General features: G+C 51.8%; 13 protein-coding genes, 2 tRNA genes and 2 other RNA genes. 9 read left to right on the top strand and 8 right to left on the bottom strand.

Annotation, left to right across the window (positions count from 1 at the left end):
- The first annotated feature begins 108 nt into the window (after positions 1-108).
- From QNN86_RS18485 to narI, 5 genes are all read left to right on the top strand, one after another.
- Positions 109-1500 carry a NarK family nitrate/nitrite MFS transporter gene (locus QNN86_RS18485; RefSeq protein ID WP_181617113.1) on the top strand — a complete coding sequence of 464 codons (1392 nt, stop codon included), beginning with the start codon at positions 109-111 and terminating at the stop codon, positions 1498-1500.
- 448 nt (positions 1501-1948) lie between these two features.
- Positions 1949-5692 (top strand): nitrate reductase subunit alpha, encoded by a 3744-nt coding sequence (locus QNN86_RS18480; protein ID WP_181617112.1) that lies wholly within the window; start codon positions 1949-1951, stop codon positions 5690-5692.
- Positions 5689-7227, top strand: coding sequence for a nitrate reductase subunit beta (narH, locus tag QNN86_RS18475; RefSeq protein WP_096756786.1), 1539 nt, complete (start codon positions 5689-5691; stop codon positions 7225-7227). The genes QNN86_RS18480 and narH overlap by 4 nt, the downstream gene beginning before the upstream one ends.
- On the top strand, positions 7224-7934 hold the full coding sequence (narJ, locus tag QNN86_RS18470; RefSeq protein WP_181617111.1) for a nitrate reductase molybdenum cofactor assembly chaperone: 711 nt from the start codon (positions 7224-7226) through the stop codon (positions 7932-7934). Before narH ends, narJ begins: the two co-directional genes overlap by 4 nt.
- Entirely contained in the window at positions 7934-8611 is a 678-nt protein-coding gene (gene narI / locus QNN86_RS18465; RefSeq protein WP_096756788.1) for a respiratory nitrate reductase subunit gamma, read from the top strand. The genes narJ and narI overlap by 1 nt, the downstream gene beginning before the upstream one ends.
- Before the next feature lie 126 nt (positions 8612-8737).
- On the opposite strand, the gene QNN86_RS18460 is transcribed toward narI, so the two are convergent.
- From QNN86_RS18460 to QNN86_RS18435, 6 genes are all read right to left on the bottom strand, one after another.
- Positions 8738-8868: non-coding RNA, RtT sRNA (locus QNN86_RS18460), on the bottom strand.
- Between the two features lie 45 nt (positions 8869-8913).
- A non-coding RNA gene (locus QNN86_RS18455) (RtT sRNA) lies at positions 8914-9044 on the bottom strand.
- Positions 9045-9089: 45 nt separating this feature from the next.
- A tRNA-Tyr gene (locus QNN86_RS18450) sits at positions 9090-9174 on the bottom strand.
- 37 nt (positions 9175-9211) lie between these two features.
- A tRNA-Tyr gene (locus QNN86_RS18445) sits at positions 9212-9296 on the bottom strand.
- A gap of 155 nt (positions 9297-9451) precedes the next feature.
- Positions 9452-10294: a formyltetrahydrofolate deformylase gene (gene purU, locus QNN86_RS18440; protein WP_096756789.1), complete on the bottom strand. Its 843-nt coding sequence runs from the start codon at positions 10292-10294 to the stop codon at positions 9452-9454.
- 54 nt (positions 10295-10348) lie between these two features.
- The gene (locus tag QNN86_RS18435) at positions 10349-10804 is read right to left on the bottom strand and encodes a YchJ family protein (RefSeq protein ID WP_115258303.1); all 456 of its coding nucleotides are present in this window, start codon (positions 10802-10804) and stop codon (positions 10349-10351) included.
- 111 nt (positions 10805-10915) lie between these two features.
- On the opposite strand from QNN86_RS18435, the gene rssA reads away from it, so the two are divergent.
- The 3 genes from rssA (at position 10916) to galU (ending at position 14037) form a co-directional block, all read left to right on the top strand.
- Entirely contained in the window at positions 10916-11821 is a 906-nt protein-coding gene (rssA, locus tag QNN86_RS18430; protein WP_115258304.1) for a patatin-like phospholipase RssA, read from the top strand.
- A 90-nt stretch (positions 11822-11911) separates the two neighbouring features.
- A complete protein-coding gene (gene rssB, locus QNN86_RS18425) occupies positions 11912-12925 on the top strand; it encodes a two-component system response regulator RssB (RefSeq protein WP_096756792.1) in 1014 nt (337 codons plus the stop codon).
- A gap of 203 nt (positions 12926-13128) precedes the next feature.
- The gene (gene galU / locus QNN86_RS18420; protein ID WP_096756793.1) at positions 13129-14037 is read left to right on the top strand and encodes a UTP--glucose-1-phosphate uridylyltransferase GalU; all 909 of its coding nucleotides are present in this window, start codon (positions 13129-13131) and stop codon (positions 14035-14037) included.
- 138 nt (positions 14038-14175) lie between these two features.
- Here galU and hns read toward each other — a convergent pair whose 3' ends face one another.
- On the bottom strand, positions 14176-14589 hold the full coding sequence (gene hns / locus QNN86_RS18415) for a histone-like nucleoid-structuring protein H-NS (RefSeq protein ID WP_096756794.1): 414 nt from the start codon (positions 14587-14589) through the stop codon (positions 14176-14178).
- Between the two features lie 648 nt (positions 14590-15237).
- Here hns and tdk point away from each other — a divergent pair.
- Positions 15238-15855 carry a thymidine kinase gene (gene tdk / locus QNN86_RS18410; RefSeq protein ID WP_181617110.1) on the top strand — a complete coding sequence of 206 codons (618 nt, stop codon included), beginning with the start codon at positions 15238-15240 and terminating at the stop codon, positions 15853-15855.
- Positions 15856-16082: 227 nt separating this feature from the next.
- Here tdk and adhE read toward each other — a convergent pair whose 3' ends face one another.
- Positions 16083-18761: a bifunctional acetaldehyde-CoA/alcohol dehydrogenase gene (adhE, locus tag QNN86_RS18405; RefSeq protein ID WP_181617109.1), complete on the bottom strand. Its 2679-nt coding sequence runs from the start codon at positions 18759-18761 to the stop codon at positions 16083-16085.
- Between the last annotated feature and the right edge of the window lie 396 nt (positions 18762-19157).

The following is a 19157-nucleotide window of genomic DNA, read 5'->3' as shown; positions in this document are numbered from 1 at the left end:
ATAAATTTTAAGCACTAATAATGACATCTTTTCCTTTGATTTATATCAACTTACCTCTCGCTGTAAACCCTAATGTTGCAGGCATCGAAACAAGTATCAGAGGTGTCTATGAGTCACTCATCTGCCCCGGAAAGGGCATCTGGATCTGTAATTACAGAATGGCGGCCGGAAGATCCCGCCTTTTGGCAACAAAGAGGTCATCGTATTGCCAGCCGCAACTTGTGGATTTCCGTCCCTTGTCTGCTGCTGGCATTTTGCGTATGGATGTTATTTAGCGCCGTAGCGGTGAACTTACCGAAGGTTGGCTTTGACTTTACCACCGAGCAGCTGTTCATGCTGACGGCATTACCGTCGGTTTCCGGTGCGCTGCTGCGTGTTCCGTACTCCTTTATGGTTCCTCTGTTTGGCGGACGTCGCTGGACGGCATTCAGCACCGGTATCCTGATCATTCCTTGCGTATGGTTAGGTTTTGCCGTGCAAGATACCACCACGCCGTTTAGCACGTTTATTATCATCTCTCTGCTGTGCGGTTTTGCCGGGGCAAACTTTGCCTCCAGTATGGCGAACATCAGCTTCTTCTTCCCGAAACAGAAACAGGGCGGTGCGCTGGGCCTGAACGGTGGTTTGGGTAACATGGGTGTCAGCGTAATGCAGTTAGTTGCGCCGCTGGTGGTCTCCTTGTCTATCTTCGCGGCATTCGGTAGCCACGGCGTTGAACAACCGGATGGCACGCAACTGTATCTGGCCAACGCCGCGTGGATTTGGGTACCGTTCCTGGCGGTGCTGACGCTGGCTGCGTGGTTTGGTATGAACGAACTGGCAACCTCTAAAGCGTCACTGAAAGAGCAATTACCGGTGCTGAAACGCGGACATCTGTGGATTATGAGTCTGCTGTATCTGGCAACCTTCGGATCCTTTATCGGCTTCTCTGCCGGTTTTGCGATGCTGTCCAAAACGCAGTTCCCTGAGGTACAGATCCTGCATTACGCTTTCTTTGGTCCGCTGATTGGCGCTCTGGCTCGTTCTGCCGGCGGGGCAATTTCCGACCGTCTGGGCGGGACACGCGTGACACTGGTGAACTTTGTCCTGATGGCCATTTTCAGCGCTTTGCTGTTCCTGACGCTGCCAACAAACGGTGAAGGTGGTAGCTTTATCGCCTTCTTCGCGGTGTTCCTGGCGCTGTTCCTGACGGCCGGGCTGGGGAGTGGTTCAACCTTCCAGATGATCTCCGTGATCTTCCGTAAGCTGACGATGGACCGGGTAAAAGCCGAAGGTGGCTCGGAAGAGAAAGCGATGCGCGAAGCGGCAACCGACACGGCTGCAGCACTGGGCTTTATCTCAGCTATCGGCGCGATTGGCGGCTTCTTTATTCCTAAAGCGTTTGGTACGTCGCTGGCGTTAACCGGTTCGCCGGTGGATGCGATGAAAGTGTTCCTGATCTTCTATGTCGCCTGCGTGGTCATCACCTGGGTGGTATACGGACGTCATTCTAAAAAATAAAAAAGTTGTATACATGAAGCCCTGCTGCCGCCTTACAGATGCGGTCAGCAGGATGGAGTGTAGGTTTGATTATCCATTGCGCGGTGTTAGACCGCGCTTTTTTTTGCTCGTAGTTAGTTACAACATACTTATTTATCTACAACGGCAAACCGTCTGTCAGAACGGTGCTCAGAAATGGGTTTACCAGGGGGGAATACCCCTTAATACCCACTTGTAAAGAATTTAACATTTTCATGATGAGTGAATTTGAAAATATGATTTAAAATCAATAAACTATCGATGTTATCAGTATCCCACTTAGGGGGTATATAAAATTTAACCTCTCTTTTTCATCCCTGTCTGCCTTGATCGTTATCAATTCCCACGCGCTTTCATAGCGTTACCTTCGCTCTCAATCAAGCAATGTCGATTTATCAGAGAGCCGTCAGGCTCCTACAGGAGACAACCGATGAGTAAATTCCTGGACCGGTTTCGCTACTTCAAGCAGAAGGGCGAAACCTTTGCCGATGGGCACGGCCAGCTTCTCAACACTAACCGGGACTGGGAGGATGGATACCGCCAGCGTTGGCAGCATGACAAAGTTGTGCGATCCACGCATGGGGTAAACTGCACCGGCTCATGCAGCTGGAAAATCTACGTGAAAAATGGTCTGGTGACCTGGGAAACCCAGCAAACCGACTACCCGCGCACCCGTCCAGATCTGCCAAACCACGAACCACGCGGCTGCCCGCGCGGTGCGAGCTACTCCTGGTATCTCTACAGCGCTAACCGTCTGAAATACCCGCTGATGCGCAAACGCCTGATGAAAATGTGGCGTGAAGCGAAAAGACTGCACAGCGATCCGGTAGACGCATGGGCCTCCATCATCGAAGACGCCGATAAAGCAAAAAGCTTCAAGCAAGCGCGTGGTCGTGGTGGTTTCGTGCGTTCTTCCTGGCAGGAAGTGAATGAGCTGATTGCCGCTTCTAACGTTTACACCGTCAAAACCTACGGCCCTGACCGCGTGGCGGGCTTCTCGCCGATCCCGGCGATGTCGATGGTTTCCTACGCCTCCGGTGCACGCTACTTGTCCCTGATTGGTGGTACCTGCCTGAGCTTCTACGACTGGTACTGTGACCTGCCGCCTGCGTCTCCGCAGACCTGGGGTGAGCAGACCGACGTTCCTGAATCTGCCGACTGGTACAACTCCAGCTACATCATCGCCTGGGGCTCTAACGTTCCGCAGACCCGTACCCCGGATGCTCACTTCTTCACTGAAGTTCGTTACAAAGGGACCAAAACGGTCGCCATCACCCCGGACTACGCCGAAATCGCCAAACTCTGCGATCTCTGGCTGGCACCGAAGCAGGGCACCGATGCCGCGATGGCACTGGCAATGGGCCACGTCATGCTGCGTGAATTCCACCTTGATAACCCAAGCCAGTACTTCACCGACTATGTGCGTCGTTACACCGACTTCCCGATGCTGGTGATGCTCGAGGAGCGTGACGGTTACTATGCGGCGGGCCGTATGCTGCGTGCCGCCGATCTGGTCGATTCTCTGGGTCAGGAAAATAACCCAGAGTGGAAAACCGTTGCCATCAATACCGACGGCGAGATGATTGCGCCAAACGGCTCAATCGGTTTCCGCTGGGGCGAAAAAGGGAAGTGGAACCTTGAGCAGCGCGACGGCACGTCCGGTAGCGAAACCGAACTGCAGCTCAGCCTGTTGGGCAGCCAGGACGACATCGCCGAAGTCGGCTTCCCGTACTTTGGCGGCGAAGGCACTGAGCACTTCAATAAAGTTGAACTGGAAAACGTTCTGCTGCACAAACTGCCGGTTAAACGCCTGCAGCTGGCGGACGGTTCTACCGCGCTGGTGACCACCGTTTATGACCTGACCATGGCTAACTACGGTCTGGAACGCGGCCTGAACGATGAAAACTGCGCCTCCAGCTACGATGACATCAAAGCCTATACCCCGGCATGGGCAGAGAAAATCACCGGTGTATCACGCGCTCAGATCGTGCGTATTGCCCGTGAATTTGCCGATAACGCCGACAAAACGCACGGTCGTTCGATGATTATCGTCGGTGCCGGTCTGAACCACTGGTATCACCTCGATATGAACTATCGTGGGCTTATCAACATGCTGGTGTTCTGCGGCTGTGTCGGTCAGAGTGGCGGCGGTTGGGCACACTATGTGGGTCAGGAAAAACTGCGTCCGCAGACCGGCTGGCAGCCGCTGGCGTTTGGTCTTGACTGGCAGCGTCCGGCACGTCACATGAACAGCACCTCCTACTTCTATAACCACTCCAGCCAGTGGCGTTATGAGACGGTAACTGCGCAGGAACTGCTGTCGCCGATGGCGGACAAGTCCCGCTATAGCGGTCATTTGATCGACTTCAACGTACGCGCTGAACGTATGGGATGGCTGCCGTCCGCGCCGCAGTTGGGCACCAACCCGCTGTACATTGCCCGTGAGGCGGAAAAAGCCGGGATGACGCCGGTGGATTACACCGTGAAATCACTGAAAGAGGGTTCTATTCGCTTTGCGGCAGAACAACCTGAAAACGGTAAAAACCATCCGCGTAACCTGTTCATCTGGCGTTCTAACCTGCTGGGCTCGTCCGGTAAAGGTCATGAGTACATGCTGAAGTATCTGCTGGGTACTGAACACGGTATTCAGGGGATGGATCTGGGCAAACAGGGTGGTGTGAAGCCAGAAGAAGTGGAATGGCAGGATAACGGTCTCGATGGCAAGCTGGATCTGGTGGTGACGCTGGACTTCCGTCTGTCGAGCACCTGTCTGTATTCCGATATCGTGTTGCCTACTGCCACCTGGTATGAAAAAGACGACATGAATACCTCGGACATGCATCCGTTTATTCATCCGCTGTCTGCCGCCGTTGATCCGGCCTGGGAATCGAAAAGCGACTGGGAAATTTACAAAGCCATCGCCAAGAAATTCTCTGAAGTCTGCGTCGGTCACCTCGGTAAAGAAACCGACGTGGTGACGCTGCCTATCCAGCACGATTCCGCTGCCGAACTGGCGCAGCCGCTGGACGTGAAGGACTGGAAAAAAGGCGAATGCGATCTGATCCCAGGCGTTACTGCCCCGCACATCATGACCGTTGAGCGTGATTACCCAGCAACTTACGAACGCTTCACCTCCATCGGCCCACTGATGGATAAAGTTGGTAACGGCGGGAAAGGGATTGCCTGGAACACCCAGAGCGAAATGGACTTGCTGCGTAAGCTTAACTACACCAAGGCAGAAGGCCCGGCTAAAGGTCAGCCGATGCTGAATACGGCGATTGATGCCGCCGAGATGATCCTCACCCTGGCGCCGGAAACCAACGGTCAGGTGGCGGTGAAAGCCTGGGCTGCGCTGAGTGAATTTACCGGCCGTGACCATACGCATCTGGCACTGAATAAAGAAGACGAGAAAATCCGCTTCCGCGATATTCAGGCGCAGCCGCGTAAAATTATCTCCAGCCCGACCTGGTCTGGCCTGGAAGATGAGCATGTTTCTTACAACGCCGGTTACACCAACGTTCACGAGCTGATCCCATGGCGTACGCTGACCGGTCGTCAGCAGCTGTATCAGGATCATCAGTGGATGCGCGACTTCGGTGAAAGCCTGCTGGTTTATCGTCCGCCAATTGACACCCGTTCGGTGAAAGCCGTGATGGGCGAGAAATCCAACGGCAATCCGGAAAAGGCGCTCAACTTCCTGACGCCACACCAGAAGTGGGGTATCCACTCCACTTACAGCGACAACCTGCTGATGCTGACATTAGGCCGCGGCGGTCCGATCGTGTGGATGAGTGAAGCGGATGCGAAAGATCTGGGTATCGAAGATAACGACTGGATCGAAGTCTTTAACAGCAACGGTTCACTAACCGCCCGTGCGGTAGTCAGCCAGCGCGTCCCGGCCGGGATGACCATGATGTACCACGCCCAGGAACGTATTGTGAATATTCCAGGGTCGGAAATTACCGAACAGCGCGGCGGGATCCATAACTCTGTGACCCGTATTACGCCGAAACCGACGCACATGATTGGTGGTTATGCCCACCTGGCCTACGGCTTTAACTACTACGGCACCGTAGGGTCAAACCGTGATGAGTTCGTGGTGGTCCGTAAGATGAAGAACATTGACTGGTTGGATGGCGAAGGCAATGACCAGGTACAGGAGAGCGTAAAATGAAAATTCGTTCACAAGTCGGCATGGTGCTGAATCTCGATAAGTGCATCGGTTGCCACACCTGTTCAGTAACCTGCAAAAACGTCTGGACCAGCCGCGAAGGGACCGAGTACGCCTGGTTCAACAACGTTGAAACTAAGCCGGGCACCGGTTTCCCGACCGACTGGGAAAACCAGGAAAAATGGAAGGGCGGTTGGATCCGCAAGATCAACGGTAAGCTGGTGCCGCGCATGGGTAACAAAGCGCTGCTGCTGGGTAAAATCTTCGCTAACCCGCATCTGCCGGGTATCGATGACTACTATGAGCCGTTTGACTTTGATTACCAGACGCTGCACAACGCACCGGCTGACAGCAAAGCGCAGCCGATTGCACGTCCACGTTCGCTGATCACCGGCAAGCGTATGGATAAAATCACCAAAGGTCCGAACTGGGAAGACGATCTCGGCGGCGAGTTCGAGAAGCTGTCAAAAGACAAAAACTTCGAGAACATGCAGAAGGCGATGTACGGCCAGTTCGAAAATACCTTCATGATGTATTTGCCGCGTCTGTGCGAGCACTGCCTTAACCCGGCGTGCGTGGCGACCTGCCCAAGCGGTGCCATCTACAAGCGTGAAGAAGACGGCATCGTGCTGATCGACCAGGACAAGTGCCGCGGCTGGCGTATGTGTATTACCGGTTGCCCGTACAAGAAAATCTACTTCAACTGGAAGAGCGGTAAGTCAGAGAAGTGCATCTTCTGCTATCCGCGTATCGAAGCCGGTCAGCCGACTGTATGCTCCGAAACCTGCGTCGGACGTATTCGTTACCTCGGCGTACTGCTGTATGACGCTGACGCCATTGAAAGCGCGGCAAGCACCGAGAACGAGAAAGATCTGTACCAGCGTCAGCTGGACGTGTTCCTCGATCCGAATGACCCGGCGGTTATTGAGCAGGCACTGAAAGACGGTATTCCGCTGAGCGTGATCGACGCGGCCCAGCAGTCTCCGGTTTACAAAATGGCGATGGACTGGAAGCTGGCGCTGCCGCTGCACCCGGAATACCGCACGCTGCCAATGGTCTGGTATGTTCCGCCTTTGTCACCGATTCAGTCTGCGGCTGACGCAGGAGAGCTGGGCAGCAACGGTATTCTGCCGGATGTGGACAGCCTGCGAATCCCGGTCCAGTACCTGGCAAATCTGCTCACCGCAGGTGATACCCAACCGGTGGTGCTGGCGCTGAAACGCATGCTGGCGATGCGTCACTTTAAACGTGCGGAAACCGTTGACGGTAAAGTTGACACCCGTGCGCTGGAAGAGGTTGGTCTGACTGAAGCCCAGGCACAGGAAATGTACCGCTACCTGGCCATTGCGAACTACGAAGATCGTTTCGTGGTACCGAGCAGCCATCGTGAGCTGGCACGTGAAGCGTTCCCGGAGAAAAGCAGCTGTGGCTTTACCTTCGGTGATGGTTGCCACGGTTCTGACACTAAATTCAACCTGTTCAACAGTCGCCGCATCGATGCTGTCGATGTGACCAGCAAAACGGAGCCGCACCAATGATTGAACTCGTCATTGTTTCGCGTCTGCTCGAGTACCCGGATGCTGCCTTATGGCAGCATCAGCAGGAACTTTTCGATGCACTCGCGTCATCTGAAAACCTGGACAAAGAGGATGCCCAGACTTTGGGCGTCTTCCTGCGCGACTTAACTGCACACGACATGCTGGATGCGCAGTCCAGCTACAGTGAACTGTTCGACCGTGGCCGCGCAACGTCGCTGCTGTTGTTTGAGCATGTGCACGGTGAATCCCGTGACCGCGGCCAGGCGATGGTTGACCTGATGGCACAGTACGAGCAGCACGGTTTACAGCTCGACAGCCGCGAATTACCGGACCATCTGCCGCTGTACCTGGAATATCTGGCGCAGTTGCCGAAGGAGGAGGCGCTAGGTGGTTTGCAGGATATCGCCCCGATTCTGGCCCTGCTCAGTGCGCGTCTGCAACAGCGTGAAAGTCGCTATGCCGTGCTGTTCGACCTGCTGTTGAAACTGGCGAATGCCGCTATCGACAGCGACAAAGTGGCGGAGAAAATTGCGGATGAAGTTCGTGATGATACTCCGCAGGCGCTGGACGCGGTCTGGGAAGAAGAGCAGGTGAAATTCTTTGCCGATCAGGGGTGCGGTGAATCTGAGATCTCCGCTCACCAGCGTCGTTTTGCCGGGGCCGTAGCACCGCAGTATCTGAATATCACCACCGGAGGACAGCAATAATGCACTTCCTGAATACGTTCTTCTTTGATATCTATCCGTACATTGCGGGTTCTGTCTTCCTGATTGGTAGCTGGCTACGTTATGACTACGGGCAGTACACCTGGCGTGCGGCGTCCAGCCAGATGCTGGATCGCAAAGGGATGAACATGGCGTCAAACCTGTTCCATATCGGGATTCTGGGTATTTTCGCCGGCCACTTCCTGGGGATGTTAACGCCGCACTGGATGTATGAAGCGTGGCTGCCACTGGAAGTTAAACAGAAGATGGCGATGTTTGCCGGCGGTGCGTCTGGCGTGATGTGTCTGATCGGGGGGGTATTGTTGCTCAAGCGCCGTTTGTTCAGCCCACGCGTGCGTGCCACTACCACTGGCGCGGATATTCTGGTGCTGTCCGTTCTGGTTATCCAGTGTGCGCTGGGTCTGCTGACGATTCCGTTCTCCGCCCAGCATATGGACGGGAGCGAGATGATGAAGCTGGTCAACTGGGCACAGTCTGTGGTGACCTTCCACGGCGGCGCGTCCCAGTACCTGGACGGTGTGGCGTTTATCTTCCGTATGCACCTGGTGCTCGGTATGACGCTGTTCCTGCTGTTCCCGTTCTCGCGTCTGGTACACATCTGGAGCGTGCCGGTCGAGTATTTGACCCGCAAATACCAGATTGTTCGCGCACGCCACTAATCGATTCTCTGCGTCATTGTAAACCCTGCTTCGGCGGGGTTTTTTTCGTCTGTTGCCGGATGGCGGCGAATACGCCTTATCCGGCCTACGGGGTTTAGCTGTTTAGGTAAGGGTACTACAGGGAAGTGGTGGTGGGGGAAGGATGACTCAGCGCTGCGCGCTTCGCCCTTCGGGTCGTTGACTGCGGCAACGCTTTCTCGCTACGCTCGAATCGAACCTTGGTCGAAGCTTCTCATCCTTCCCGCATGGGCAGAATATAGAGCACGGTGGTTTGATTTAGCTGAAGTACTACAGGGAAGTGATGGTGGTGGGGGAAGGATGACTCAGCGCTGCGCGCTTCGCCCTTCGGGTCGTTGCCTGCGGCAACGCTTTCTCGCTACGCTCGAATCGAACCTTGGTCGAAGCTTCTCATCCTTCCCGCATGGGCAGAATATAGAGCACGGTGGTTTGATTTAGCTGAAGTACTACAGGGAAGTGATGGTGGTGGGGGAAGGATTCGAACCTTCGAAGTCGATGACGGCAGATTTACAGTCTGCTCCCTTTGGCCGCTCGGGAACCCCACCAGGGGTATACTTATTTTTGAGAACTTACCAGAATGAATGGTGGTGGGGGAAGGATTCGAACCTTCGAAGTCGATGACGGCAGATTTACAGTCTGCTCCCTTTGGCCGCTCGGGAACCCCACCACGGGGTAATGCTTTTACTGGCCTGCTTCCTTGGGAAGCGGGGCGCATCATATCAAATGACGCGCCGCTGTAAAGCATTCCTTTGCTTAACGTAGATCGTTTGCGTGTTTTTCATCCGTAACGCAGTAAAGCTAATCAATTCATATTATTGGTGATTACAGAATAATCGTTCGGTTACCGTAAACAAAGACTCGCTGGGCCAGAACCTGATACAGCGCACGGCTTAACACATTCTTTTCTACGTCGCGGCCTGCGCGCATCATATCTTCTGCGGTATAGGTGTGATCCACGTGAATCACGTCCTGCATGATGATTGGACCTTCATCGAGGTTATCATTCACATAGTGAGCCGTTGCACCAATGATCTTGACGCCGCGCTCATAAGCCTGGTGGTACGGACGTGCACCAATAAAGGCAGGCAGGAACGAGTGGTGAATATTAATAATCTTGTTCGGGAAGCGTGAAACAAATTCTGGCGTCAAGACACGCATATATTTCGCCAACACCACATAATCAGGCTGGTGGGCGTCGATGGCATCGGCCATGTTTTGATCGTGTTCTTCGCGGGTTAATCCTTCATGGCTGACGAGCTCAAAAGGAATATCAAAACGTTCAACCAGCGAACGCAGCGTGTCGTGGTTGCCGATAACCGCCGCAATTTCAACATCGAGTCCGCCATAATTGGCTTTCATTAACAGGTCGCCCAGACAATGCGCTTCCTTGGTAACTAAAATAACGATGCGGCGACGGCCTGCTGGCGTAAGTTCGCGAATGGATCCTTCAGGCAGTGCGCTGTCCAGATCGGTCAGCAGCGTGACGTCATTAAAAATGCCTTCCAGTTCTGTACGCATAAAAAAGCGACCGGTACGGTGGTCAACAAACTCGTTGTTTTGCACGATGTTCAGTTCATGCTTGTAACAAATATTGGTGATGCGTGCGATCAAACCTTTTTGGTCGGGGCAGATAGTGCGCAGAACTTTACGTTGTTGTGAATGCATTGCCGGGGTATTCCTGTTGAAAATGTTTGCGTAATAGATGCTGTCGGGCGTGGGTTAGCCGCAGCACTTTTTAAATTTTTTACCTGACCCGCAAGGGCAGGGATCGTTACGGCCAATTTGCGGGCGCGTACCATCAATATAATACCACTGGCCGTTTTCTTTTAAAAAACGAGAGCGCTCAATAATGGCGCCCGTTTTCCCCTGTTCGGAAAACCGCGCCACAAAGCTGACATAGCCGGTATTTTCTGTGTCCGACGTTGCCTGTTCAAAAAGGGTAAGTCCAAGCCATTCGGTATGGGCAAATCCTGCGCTAATCTCATCGCGAAATGCAGCAGCATGACAGTCGGGGTGCCAGGTCTTAATTAGGTAATCTGCGTCTTTCATCACAAAAGCACAGTAACGAGAACGCATGAGGTGTGACGGCGTTGGTGCTACTTGCGCGCCAGACACATAACGGTAGCAACATAGGCTATACTCGACAGCGCTACCACAGGGACAAAGCTGAGACACAAAATACTCCCTGGAATAAAAAAACGGCGTAAAAACGCCACGGTAGCACTATGTTAACTGAGCCGTAGTGATGTTGCTACGTCTGCAAGCCAGGGGAAGTCTGTAGGTACAATGAGAAAAATAAAAATTGGGCTGGCGCTAGGTTCCGGCGCGGCACGAGGCTGGTCGCATATTGGTGTGATTAAGGCCCTTAAACATATGGGCATTGATGTTGATATCGTTGCAGGGTGCTCAATCGGCTCGTTGGTTGGCGCCGCCTATGCGTGTAATAAATTACCCGCCCTCGAGCAATGGGTCTGCTCGTTCAGCTATTGGGATGTTTTACGCCTGATGGATCTCTCCTGGCGCAGAGGCGGATTGCTGCGCGGTGAACGCGTGTTTAATCAATACCGCAACGTCATGCCTGTCGAGTCAATTGAACACTGCCAGCGCCGGTTTGCTACCGTCGCGACGAATCTGAGTACGGGTCGCGAACTGTGGTTTACCGAAGGTGATTTACACCTTGCCGTGCGGGCCTCTTGCAGTATTCCTGGTCTGATGTCCCCGGTTGCACATAATGGTTATTGGCTGGTTGATGGTGCGGTGGTTAACCCTGTGCCGGTTTCGCTGACGCGTGCGCTAGGCGCCGATATCGTCATTGCGGTTGACCTGCAACATGATGCGCACCTCATGCAACAAGATCTGCTCTCCTTTAACGTCAGCAATGATACCGACTCGAGTGATGACGAGCTTTCATGGCATGCGCGTCTGAAAGAGCGGTTGAGTAATATCACCGCCAGACGAACGGTCACTGCGCCCACGGCGATGGAGATCATGACCACCTCTATTCAGGTGCTGGAAAACCGGCTTAAACGTAACCGCATGGCCGGCGACCCGCCAGATATTCTAATTCAACCGTTTTGTCCGCAAATATCCACACTGGATTTTCACCGTGCCGGTGCGGCTATTGCTGCCGGGCAACTGGCGGTAGAGAAAAAAATGGATGAGTTGCTGCCTCTGGTGAAAACCAATATCTAACGCATTTTTTATCAACACTTAAGTCAATTCTGACAGGCGTGAGTAGCAATAGCATGCCACTATTGATTAAAGCCAGTCAGGGGGGAGAATATGACGCAGCCATTGGTCGGAAAACAGATTCTTATTGTTGAAGATGAGCCGGTATTTCGTTCACTTCTGGACTCATGGTTTTCCTCTTTGGGCGCGACAACGGCTGTAGCGGGCGATGGGCTTGATGCGCTGGAATTATTGGGGCGCTTTACACCCGATCTGATGATCTGCGACCTTGCGATGCCGAGAATGAACGGTCTCAAACTGGTTGAATACCTGCGTAACCGTGGCGATCGGACGCCAATCCTAGTTATCTCCGCGACAGAAAATATGTCTGATATTGCCAAAGCACTTCGCCTCGGTGTGGATGATGTGTTGCTTAAGCCGGTGAAAGACCTTAACCGACTACGGGAAACGGTTTTTGCGTGCCTTTACCCCAACATGTTTAACTCGCGCGTTGAAGAAGAAGAGCGGTTATTTCGTGACTGGGATGCGATGGTCGGCGACCCCGCAGCAGCAGCAAAACTGTTACAAGAGCTACAGCCACCGGTTCAACAGGTGATTTCACAGTGTCGCATCAACTACCGTCAACTGGTTGCCGCCGATCAACCCGGCCTGGTCCTTGATATTGCGCCGTTGTCGGAACACGATCTTGCCTTCTATTGCCTGGATGTGACGCGGGCAGGGGATAATGGCGTGCTGGCGGCACTGTTGTTACGGGCACTGTTTAATGGGCTGCTACAAGAGCAACTGGCACATCAGAATCAACGGTTGCCGGAGCTCGGTACGCTCCTGAAACAGGTTAATCATCTGCTGCGACAGGCCAATCTGCCAGGGCAATTTCCGTTGCTGGTGGGTTACTACCATAGCGGTTTAAAAAATTTGGTCCTGGTCTCTGCGGGTCTGAATGCGACCTTAAATACTGGTAGCCACAACGTGCAAATCAGTAATGGTGTTCCGCTGGGAACGTTGGGGAATACGTACCTCAACCAACTAAGCCAACGCTGTGAGTCCTGGCAGTGCCAAATTTGGGGTGCCGGGGGGCGTCTGCGACTGATGTTGTCCGCAGAATGAACAATCGAGAGGCAGGGATTCAAATTGGCTCACCACCCTGTCTTTTGCAGTGCTACTATCAGCGCCAGATTTATTCGTATTTATCTTAATTATACCGACGCGCGTCCTTTTCAGACCTGAAGCTTGTCGCGGTACTGATATACTCGGATGCGATACAGATTGATGAACACGTTCAATACATGAACAGTCCAGGAGAGTTTTAAATGGCTGCCCTTAATTCGAAAGTCAAAAAAGCCGTTATCCCGGTAGCGGGATTAGGAACCAGGATGTTACCGGCGACCAAGGCAATTCCTAAAGAAATGTTACCGCTGGTTGATAAGCCATTAATTCAATACGTCGTCAACGAATGTATTGCCGCGGGTATCACTGAAATTGTCCTTGTGACTCACTCGTCTAAAAATTCGATTGAAAACCACTTCGATACCAGCTTTGAACTTGAAGCTATGCTGGAAAAACGTGTTAAGCGCCAGTTGCTGGAAGAAGTGCAATCTATTTGCCCACCGCACGTGACGATTATGCAGGTTCGTCAGGGTCTGGCAAAAGGTCTGGGTCACGCTGTATTGTGTGCGCACCCGGTTGTTGGTGATGAACCCGTAGCGGTCATCCTGCCGGATGTTATTCTCGACGAATACGAATCTGATTTATCCCGCGATAACCTCGCCGAAATGATTAGTCGCTTTGATGAAACAGGCAGCAGCCAAATTATGGTGGAGCCAGTAGAAGATGTGACGGCTTACGGCGTGGTGGACTGTAAAGGTGTGGAATTAGCGCCGGGCGAAAGCGTACCGATGGTCGGTGTTGTGGAAAAACCGAAAGCCGATGTCGCGCCATCTAATCTTGCGGTTGTAGGGCGTTATGTCCTGAGTGCAGATATCTGGCCTCTGCTGGCAAAAACGCCTCCGGGCGCAGGTGACGAAATTCAGTTGACCGATGCTATCGATATGCTGATTGAAAAAGAAACGGTTGAAGCCTATCACATGAAGGGCAAAAGCCATGACTGTGGTAATAAGCTGGGTTATATGCAAGCGTTCGTCGAATATGGTATTCGTCATAATACCCTTGGCGCTGAATTTAAAGCCTGGCTTGAAGACGAGATGGGTATTAAGAAGTAACATCACGTTATTAATCCGCATGCAACGGCGCTGTTTATCCAGCGCCGTTTTTTTATACCCCTATTGGGTAGGTGTTATGCGAAGTACAGGTAAAAAAAATCCCGCCGTCGGCGGGATTTTAAGCAAACTAATTGTGGATTAATCCTTGATCAGGAAATCGTCCAGCTGTTTACCTTGTTCTTCCATCGCTTTTTTGATTACTGCCGGTGTACGACCCTGGCCGGTCCAGGTTTTCGTTTCACCGTTTTCGTCAACATAGCTATATTTAGCTGGGCGTGCTGCGCGCTTGGCTTTAGCACCGGTTTTAACCGCAGCCATGCTATTCAGCAGTTCGTTCGGGTCAATACCGTCAGCAATCAGCATTTCACGATATTGTTGCAGTTTACGAGTGCGCTCTTCAACTTCAGCAGCGGCAGCGCTTTCTTCTTCGCGACGCTCGCTAACGACAACTTCTAATTTTTCCAGCATTTCTTCAAGCGTTTCCAGAGTGCATTCTCTTGCCTGCGCACGAAGAGTACGGATGTTGTTCAGAATTTTAAGTGCTTCGCTCATTGTAGTAATCTCAAACTTATATTGGGTGGGGTTTGTTGAGCTAATAATAGAGCGATAAATTCAGATGTGCAATAGCCAGGAATGTAAGGAATTCAAAATTGCGCTTTATTTAGTATCTGCATTAATTCATTGTCGTTAAATTTCGTCTGGGAAAGGGCATAAAAAAGGCTTATTGGTGTGGGGGCTACTCTTCAGTCATGCAGGAAAATTCAAGATTCAGGTCACATTTTACAGCACGGTAATTGTATCTGTTTGCAGTAATTTCAACCTTTTGTATTAGTTTTGCTTACGGGAATTCACTATTACAGGGTGTTCGTAGGGGGATTCAATAACATTGAAAGCAAGGTTTCTTTATTGAACTGTGATGATAAGCACCGTTGATGAATTTCAAGGGCACTATTTGTGAAAGAATGTGTATATACCGTCATAAGTCAGATTATTCGAGCATTGGTGGTGTGCATCGCTGTGCGACCCATAACTTAAGTCCGTTTCCTGAACCTTACCTTAGTACGTCATATTTAGGAGGCTGATGAGTGATGCTGACGCGATTTTGTATACGTATGTGGGCGACAACGGTGCGCAGACATGTTTGTGAATTATGATACAATCGCGCCCATATTTATTTACTCAGGTGAGGGCTGACGGTCAATGGCACAGCTATATTTTTACTATTCTGCAATGAATGCGGGTAAGTCGACCGCTTTGCTGCAATCTTCATACAATTACCAGGAACGTGGCATGCGTGCCGTTGTATATACAGCGGAAATCGACGACCGGTTTGGAACAGGGAAAGTAAGTTCACGTATAGGTCTGTCGTCACCTGCAAAACTGTTTAACCAAAATTCATCATTGTTCGAAGAAATTCGCGCGGAGAATGCGCAGCAGAGAATACATTGTGTACTGGTTGACGAGTCACAGTTTTTGACACGCCAGCAGGTTTATGAATTATCCGAGGTTGTCGATCAGCTGGATATTCCGGTTTTGTGTTACGGGTTACGCACCGATTTTCGTGGTGAATTATTTGGCGGTAGCGAATACCTGCTTGCCTGGTCAGATAAATTGGTCGAATTAAAGACTATTTGTTTCTGCGGGCGGAAGGCGAGTATGGTACTACGTCTTGATCAAGCTGGACGACCTTATAACGAGGGAGAACAGGTGGTTATTGGTGGCAATGAACGCTATGTGTCGGTATGCCGCAAGCACTATAAAGAGGCGCAATCTGAGGGCTCCCTGACGGCCATTCAGGAAAGGCACCGCCACGATTAGTCTACGCTCGCCTGAGCGCTGTAACGCGCAGGGTAGACTTACTGCACAAGGCAGCAAGTGCTACCCTACAATCACCTCTCCTGGCGCGTTATGCGCATTCTCTACCAATTCCCTATTGCGATAGTCTGCATGCGTGTTTGCAGTGTCAAGGCGAGCATGAATCAGACGAAAAAAAACGGTCCCGTAATGGGACCGTTTGGCGTGACATTAAAGCTTAGATTTTTGAATTAAGCGGATTTCTTCGCTTTTTTCTCTGCTTTAGGTGCGGCAGTTGCTTCAGTTTTAGCGGCAGTTTCACCTTCGTTGTATTCGCGACCGTAGAAGGTATCCAGCAGGATCTGTTTCAGTTCAGAAATCAGCGGGTAACGCGGGTTAGCACCGGTGCACTGGTCGTCAAACGCGTCTTCAGACAGTTTGTCAACGTGTGCCAGGAAGTCAGCTTCCTGCACGCCAGCTTCACGGATAGACTTAGGAATACCCAGTTCAGCTTTGATCTCATCCAGCCATGCCAGCAGTTTCTGAATTTTCGCTGCAGTACGGTCGCCCGGTGCGCTCAGACCCAGATGGTCTGCGATTTCAGCGTAGCGACGACGGGCCTGCGGACGGTCGTACTGGCTGAAAGCAGTCTGTTTAGTCGGGTTGTCGTTCGCGTTATAACGAATAACGTTGCTGATCAGCAGGGCGTTCGCCAGACCGTGAGGAATGTGGAACTGTGAACCCAGCTTGTGCGCCATGGAGTGACATACACCGAGGAAGGCGTTAGCAAACGCGATACCAGCGATGGTCGCTGCACTGTGTACACGCTCGCGAGCTACCGGGTTCTTAGAACCTTCGTGGTAGGACGCTGGCAGGTTTTCTTTCAACAGTTTCAGCGCTTGCAGAGCCTGACCGTCAGAGAATTCAGAAGCCAGTACGGAAACGTAAGCTTCCAGGGCGTGAGTGACGGCATCCAGACCACCGAAAGCACACAGTGACTTCGGCATATCCATCACCAGGTTGGCATCGACAATCGCCATATCCGGGGTCAGTGCGTAGTCTGCCAGTGGATATTTCTGACCGGTAGCGTCGTCGGTAACAACCGCAAACGGGGTGACTTCAGAACCGGTACCGGAAGTGGTGGTGACAGCGATCATTTTCGCTTTCACGCCCATTTTCGGGAACTTGTAGATACGTTTACGGATGTCCATAAAGCGCAGCGCCAGTTCTTCGAAGTGGGTTTCCGGATGTTCGTACATGACCCACATGATTTTCGCAGCGTCCATCGGGGAACCGCCGCCCAGCGCGATGATCACATCGGGTTTGAAGGAGTTAGCCAGCTCAGCACCTTTGCGAACAACGGTCAGCGTCGGGTCAGCTTCAACTTCAAAGAACACTTCAGTTTCAACGCCTGCCGCTTTCAGCACAGAAGTGATCTGGTCAGCGTAGCCGTTGTTGAACAGGAAGCGGTCAGTGACGATCAGCGCACGTTTGTGACCATCGGTAATCACTTCATCCAGCGCGATTGGCAGTGAGCCACGGCGGAAGTAGATAGATTTCGGAAGTTTGTGCCACAACATGTTTTCAGCTCGCTTAGCAACGGTTTTCTTGTTGATCAGGTGCTTAGGACCAACGTTTTCAGAGATGGAGTTACCACCCCAGGAACCACAACCCAGAGTCAGGGAAGGCGCAAGCTTAAAGTTGTACAGGTCGCCGATACCACCCTGAGAAGCCGGGGTGTTGATCAGGATACGCGCGGTTTTCATCATCTGACCGAAGTGAGCAACGCGTTCTGGCTGGTTGTCCTGGTCAGTGTACAGGCAAGAGGTGTGACCGATGCCGCCCATTGCAACCAGCTTTTCAGCTTTAACAACAGCGTCTTCGAAGTCTTTTGCACGGTACATTGCCAGCGTTGGAGACAGTTTTTCGTGAGCAAACGGCTCGCTTTCGTCAACCACTTTAACTTCACCAATCAGAATCTTGGTGTTAGTCGGCACGGAGAAACCAGCCAGCTCAGCGATTTTGTATGCCGGTTGACCCACGATAGCTGCGTTCAGCGCGCCATTTTTCAGGATGATGTCCTGAACGGCTTTCAGCTCTTTGCCCTGCAGCATGTAGCCACCGTGGCTGGCGAAACGTTCGCGAACGGCGTCATATACTGAGTCAACGACCACAACGGACTGTTCAGACGCACAGATTACACCGTTGTCGAAGGTTTTAGACATCAGAACAGAAGCAACGGCACGTTTGATATCTGCTGTTTCGTCGATAACAACAGGGGTGTTACCTGCGCCAACGCCGATTGCCGGTTTACCGGAGCTGTATGCCGCTTTAACCATGCCTGGACCACCGGTCGCAAGGATCAGGTTGATGTCCGGGTGGTGCATCAGCGCGTTAGACAGTTCAACAGAAGGTTGATCGATCCAACCAATCAGGTCTTTTGGTGCGCCAGCTGCGATAGCAGCCTGCAGAACGATGTCTGCCGCTTTGTTGGTCGCATCTTTAGCGCGCGGGTGTGGAGAGAAGATGATGGCGTTACGTGTCTTCAGGCTGATCAGCGATTTGAAGATTGCAGTAGACGTTGGGTTAGTGGTTGGAACGATACCGCAGATGATACCAATCGGTTCAGCGATAGTGATGGTCCCGAAAGTATGGTCTTCGGCCAGGACACCACAGGTTTTTTCATCTTTGTAAGCGTTATAGATGTATTCAGAAGCGAAGTGGTTTTTAATCACTTTATCTTCGACAATACCCATGCCGGATTCGGCAACGGCCATTTTCGCGAGAGGAATTCGAGCGTCTGCGGCAGCCAGAGCGGCGGCACGGAAGATTTTGTCAACCTGTTCTTGAGTGAAACTGGCATATTCACGCTGGGCTTTTTTTACGCGCTCTACAAGTGCGTTAAGCTCTGCGACATTAGTAACAGCCATAATGCTCTCCTGATAATGTTAAACTTTTTTAGTAAATCATCTGCTCGCTACGAGAGTATAGACAGATCGACGAAAATTTGTGTAACGTTTTGAAAATCAAACGGTTAATTAACGCCCGCCTTACATTGATTTACTAAAAGAGCTTATACGCTAACAGCATTCAACTCCAATGCGTTTCCTCCAGGTGGCGTAAGCAAGATTACTCACTTCTGAGTAGTAATTGCGTGATCTGGATCAAATTTACGCGAAGCTGACACCTTTCAGCAGGCTCTTTTAGCCGTTATCGGCAAGTGTTAACAAATTGATGAGATGAATGGGGTTAACATTAGCATATTTAATACATATTAATAACACTGAGTATTGGTAGCACGTTTACAGAGATTAGCGCAGATAGAA

Source organism: Citrobacter sp. C348 (assembly GCF_047467975.1).
GTDB classification, from domain to species: Bacteria; Pseudomonadota; Gammaproteobacteria; order Enterobacterales; family Enterobacteriaceae; genus Citrobacter; species Citrobacter gillenii.
The sequence above is the reverse complement of the archived record's forward strand: the minus strand, read 5'-3'. Positions and strand labels throughout refer to the sequence as shown.

Coding starts and splice junctions, on each gene's coding strand:
- QNN86_RS18485 (WP_181617113.1), top strand. CDS start 109: ATGAGTCACTCATCTGCCCCGGAAAGGGCATCTGGATCTGTAATTACA.
- QNN86_RS18480 (WP_181617112.1), top strand. CDS start 1,949: ATGAGTAAATTCCTGGACCGGTTTCGCTACTTCAAGCAGAAGGGCGAA.
- narH (WP_096756786.1), top strand. CDS start 5,689: ATGAAAATTCGTTCACAAGTCGGCATGGTGCTGAATCTCGATAAGTGC.
- narJ (WP_181617111.1), top strand. CDS start 7,224: ATGATTGAACTCGTCATTGTTTCGCGTCTGCTCGAGTACCCGGATGCT.
- narI (WP_096756788.1), top strand. CDS start 7,934: ATGCACTTCCTGAATACGTTCTTCTTTGATATCTATCCGTACATTGCG.
- purU (WP_096756789.1), bottom strand. CDS start 10,294: ATGCATTCACAACAACGTAAAGTTCTGCGCACTATCTGCCCCGACCAA.
- rssA (WP_115258304.1), top strand. CDS start 10,916: ATGAGAAAAATAAAAATTGGGCTGGCGCTAGGTTCCGGCGCGGCACGA.
- rssB (WP_096756792.1), top strand. CDS start 11,912: ATGACGCAGCCATTGGTCGGAAAACAGATTCTTATTGTTGAAGATGAG.
- galU (WP_096756793.1), top strand. CDS start 13,129: ATGGCTGCCCTTAATTCGAAAGTCAAAAAAGCCGTTATCCCGGTAGCG.
- hns (WP_096756794.1), bottom strand. CDS start 14,589: ATGAGCGAAGCACTTAAAATTCTGAACAACATCCGTACTCTTCGTGCG.
- tdk (WP_181617110.1), top strand. CDS start 15,238: ATGGCACAGCTATATTTTTACTATTCTGCAATGAATGCGGGTAAGTCG.
- adhE (WP_181617109.1), bottom strand. CDS start 18,761: ATGGCTGTTACTAATGTCGCAGAGCTTAACGCACTTGTAGAGCGCGTA.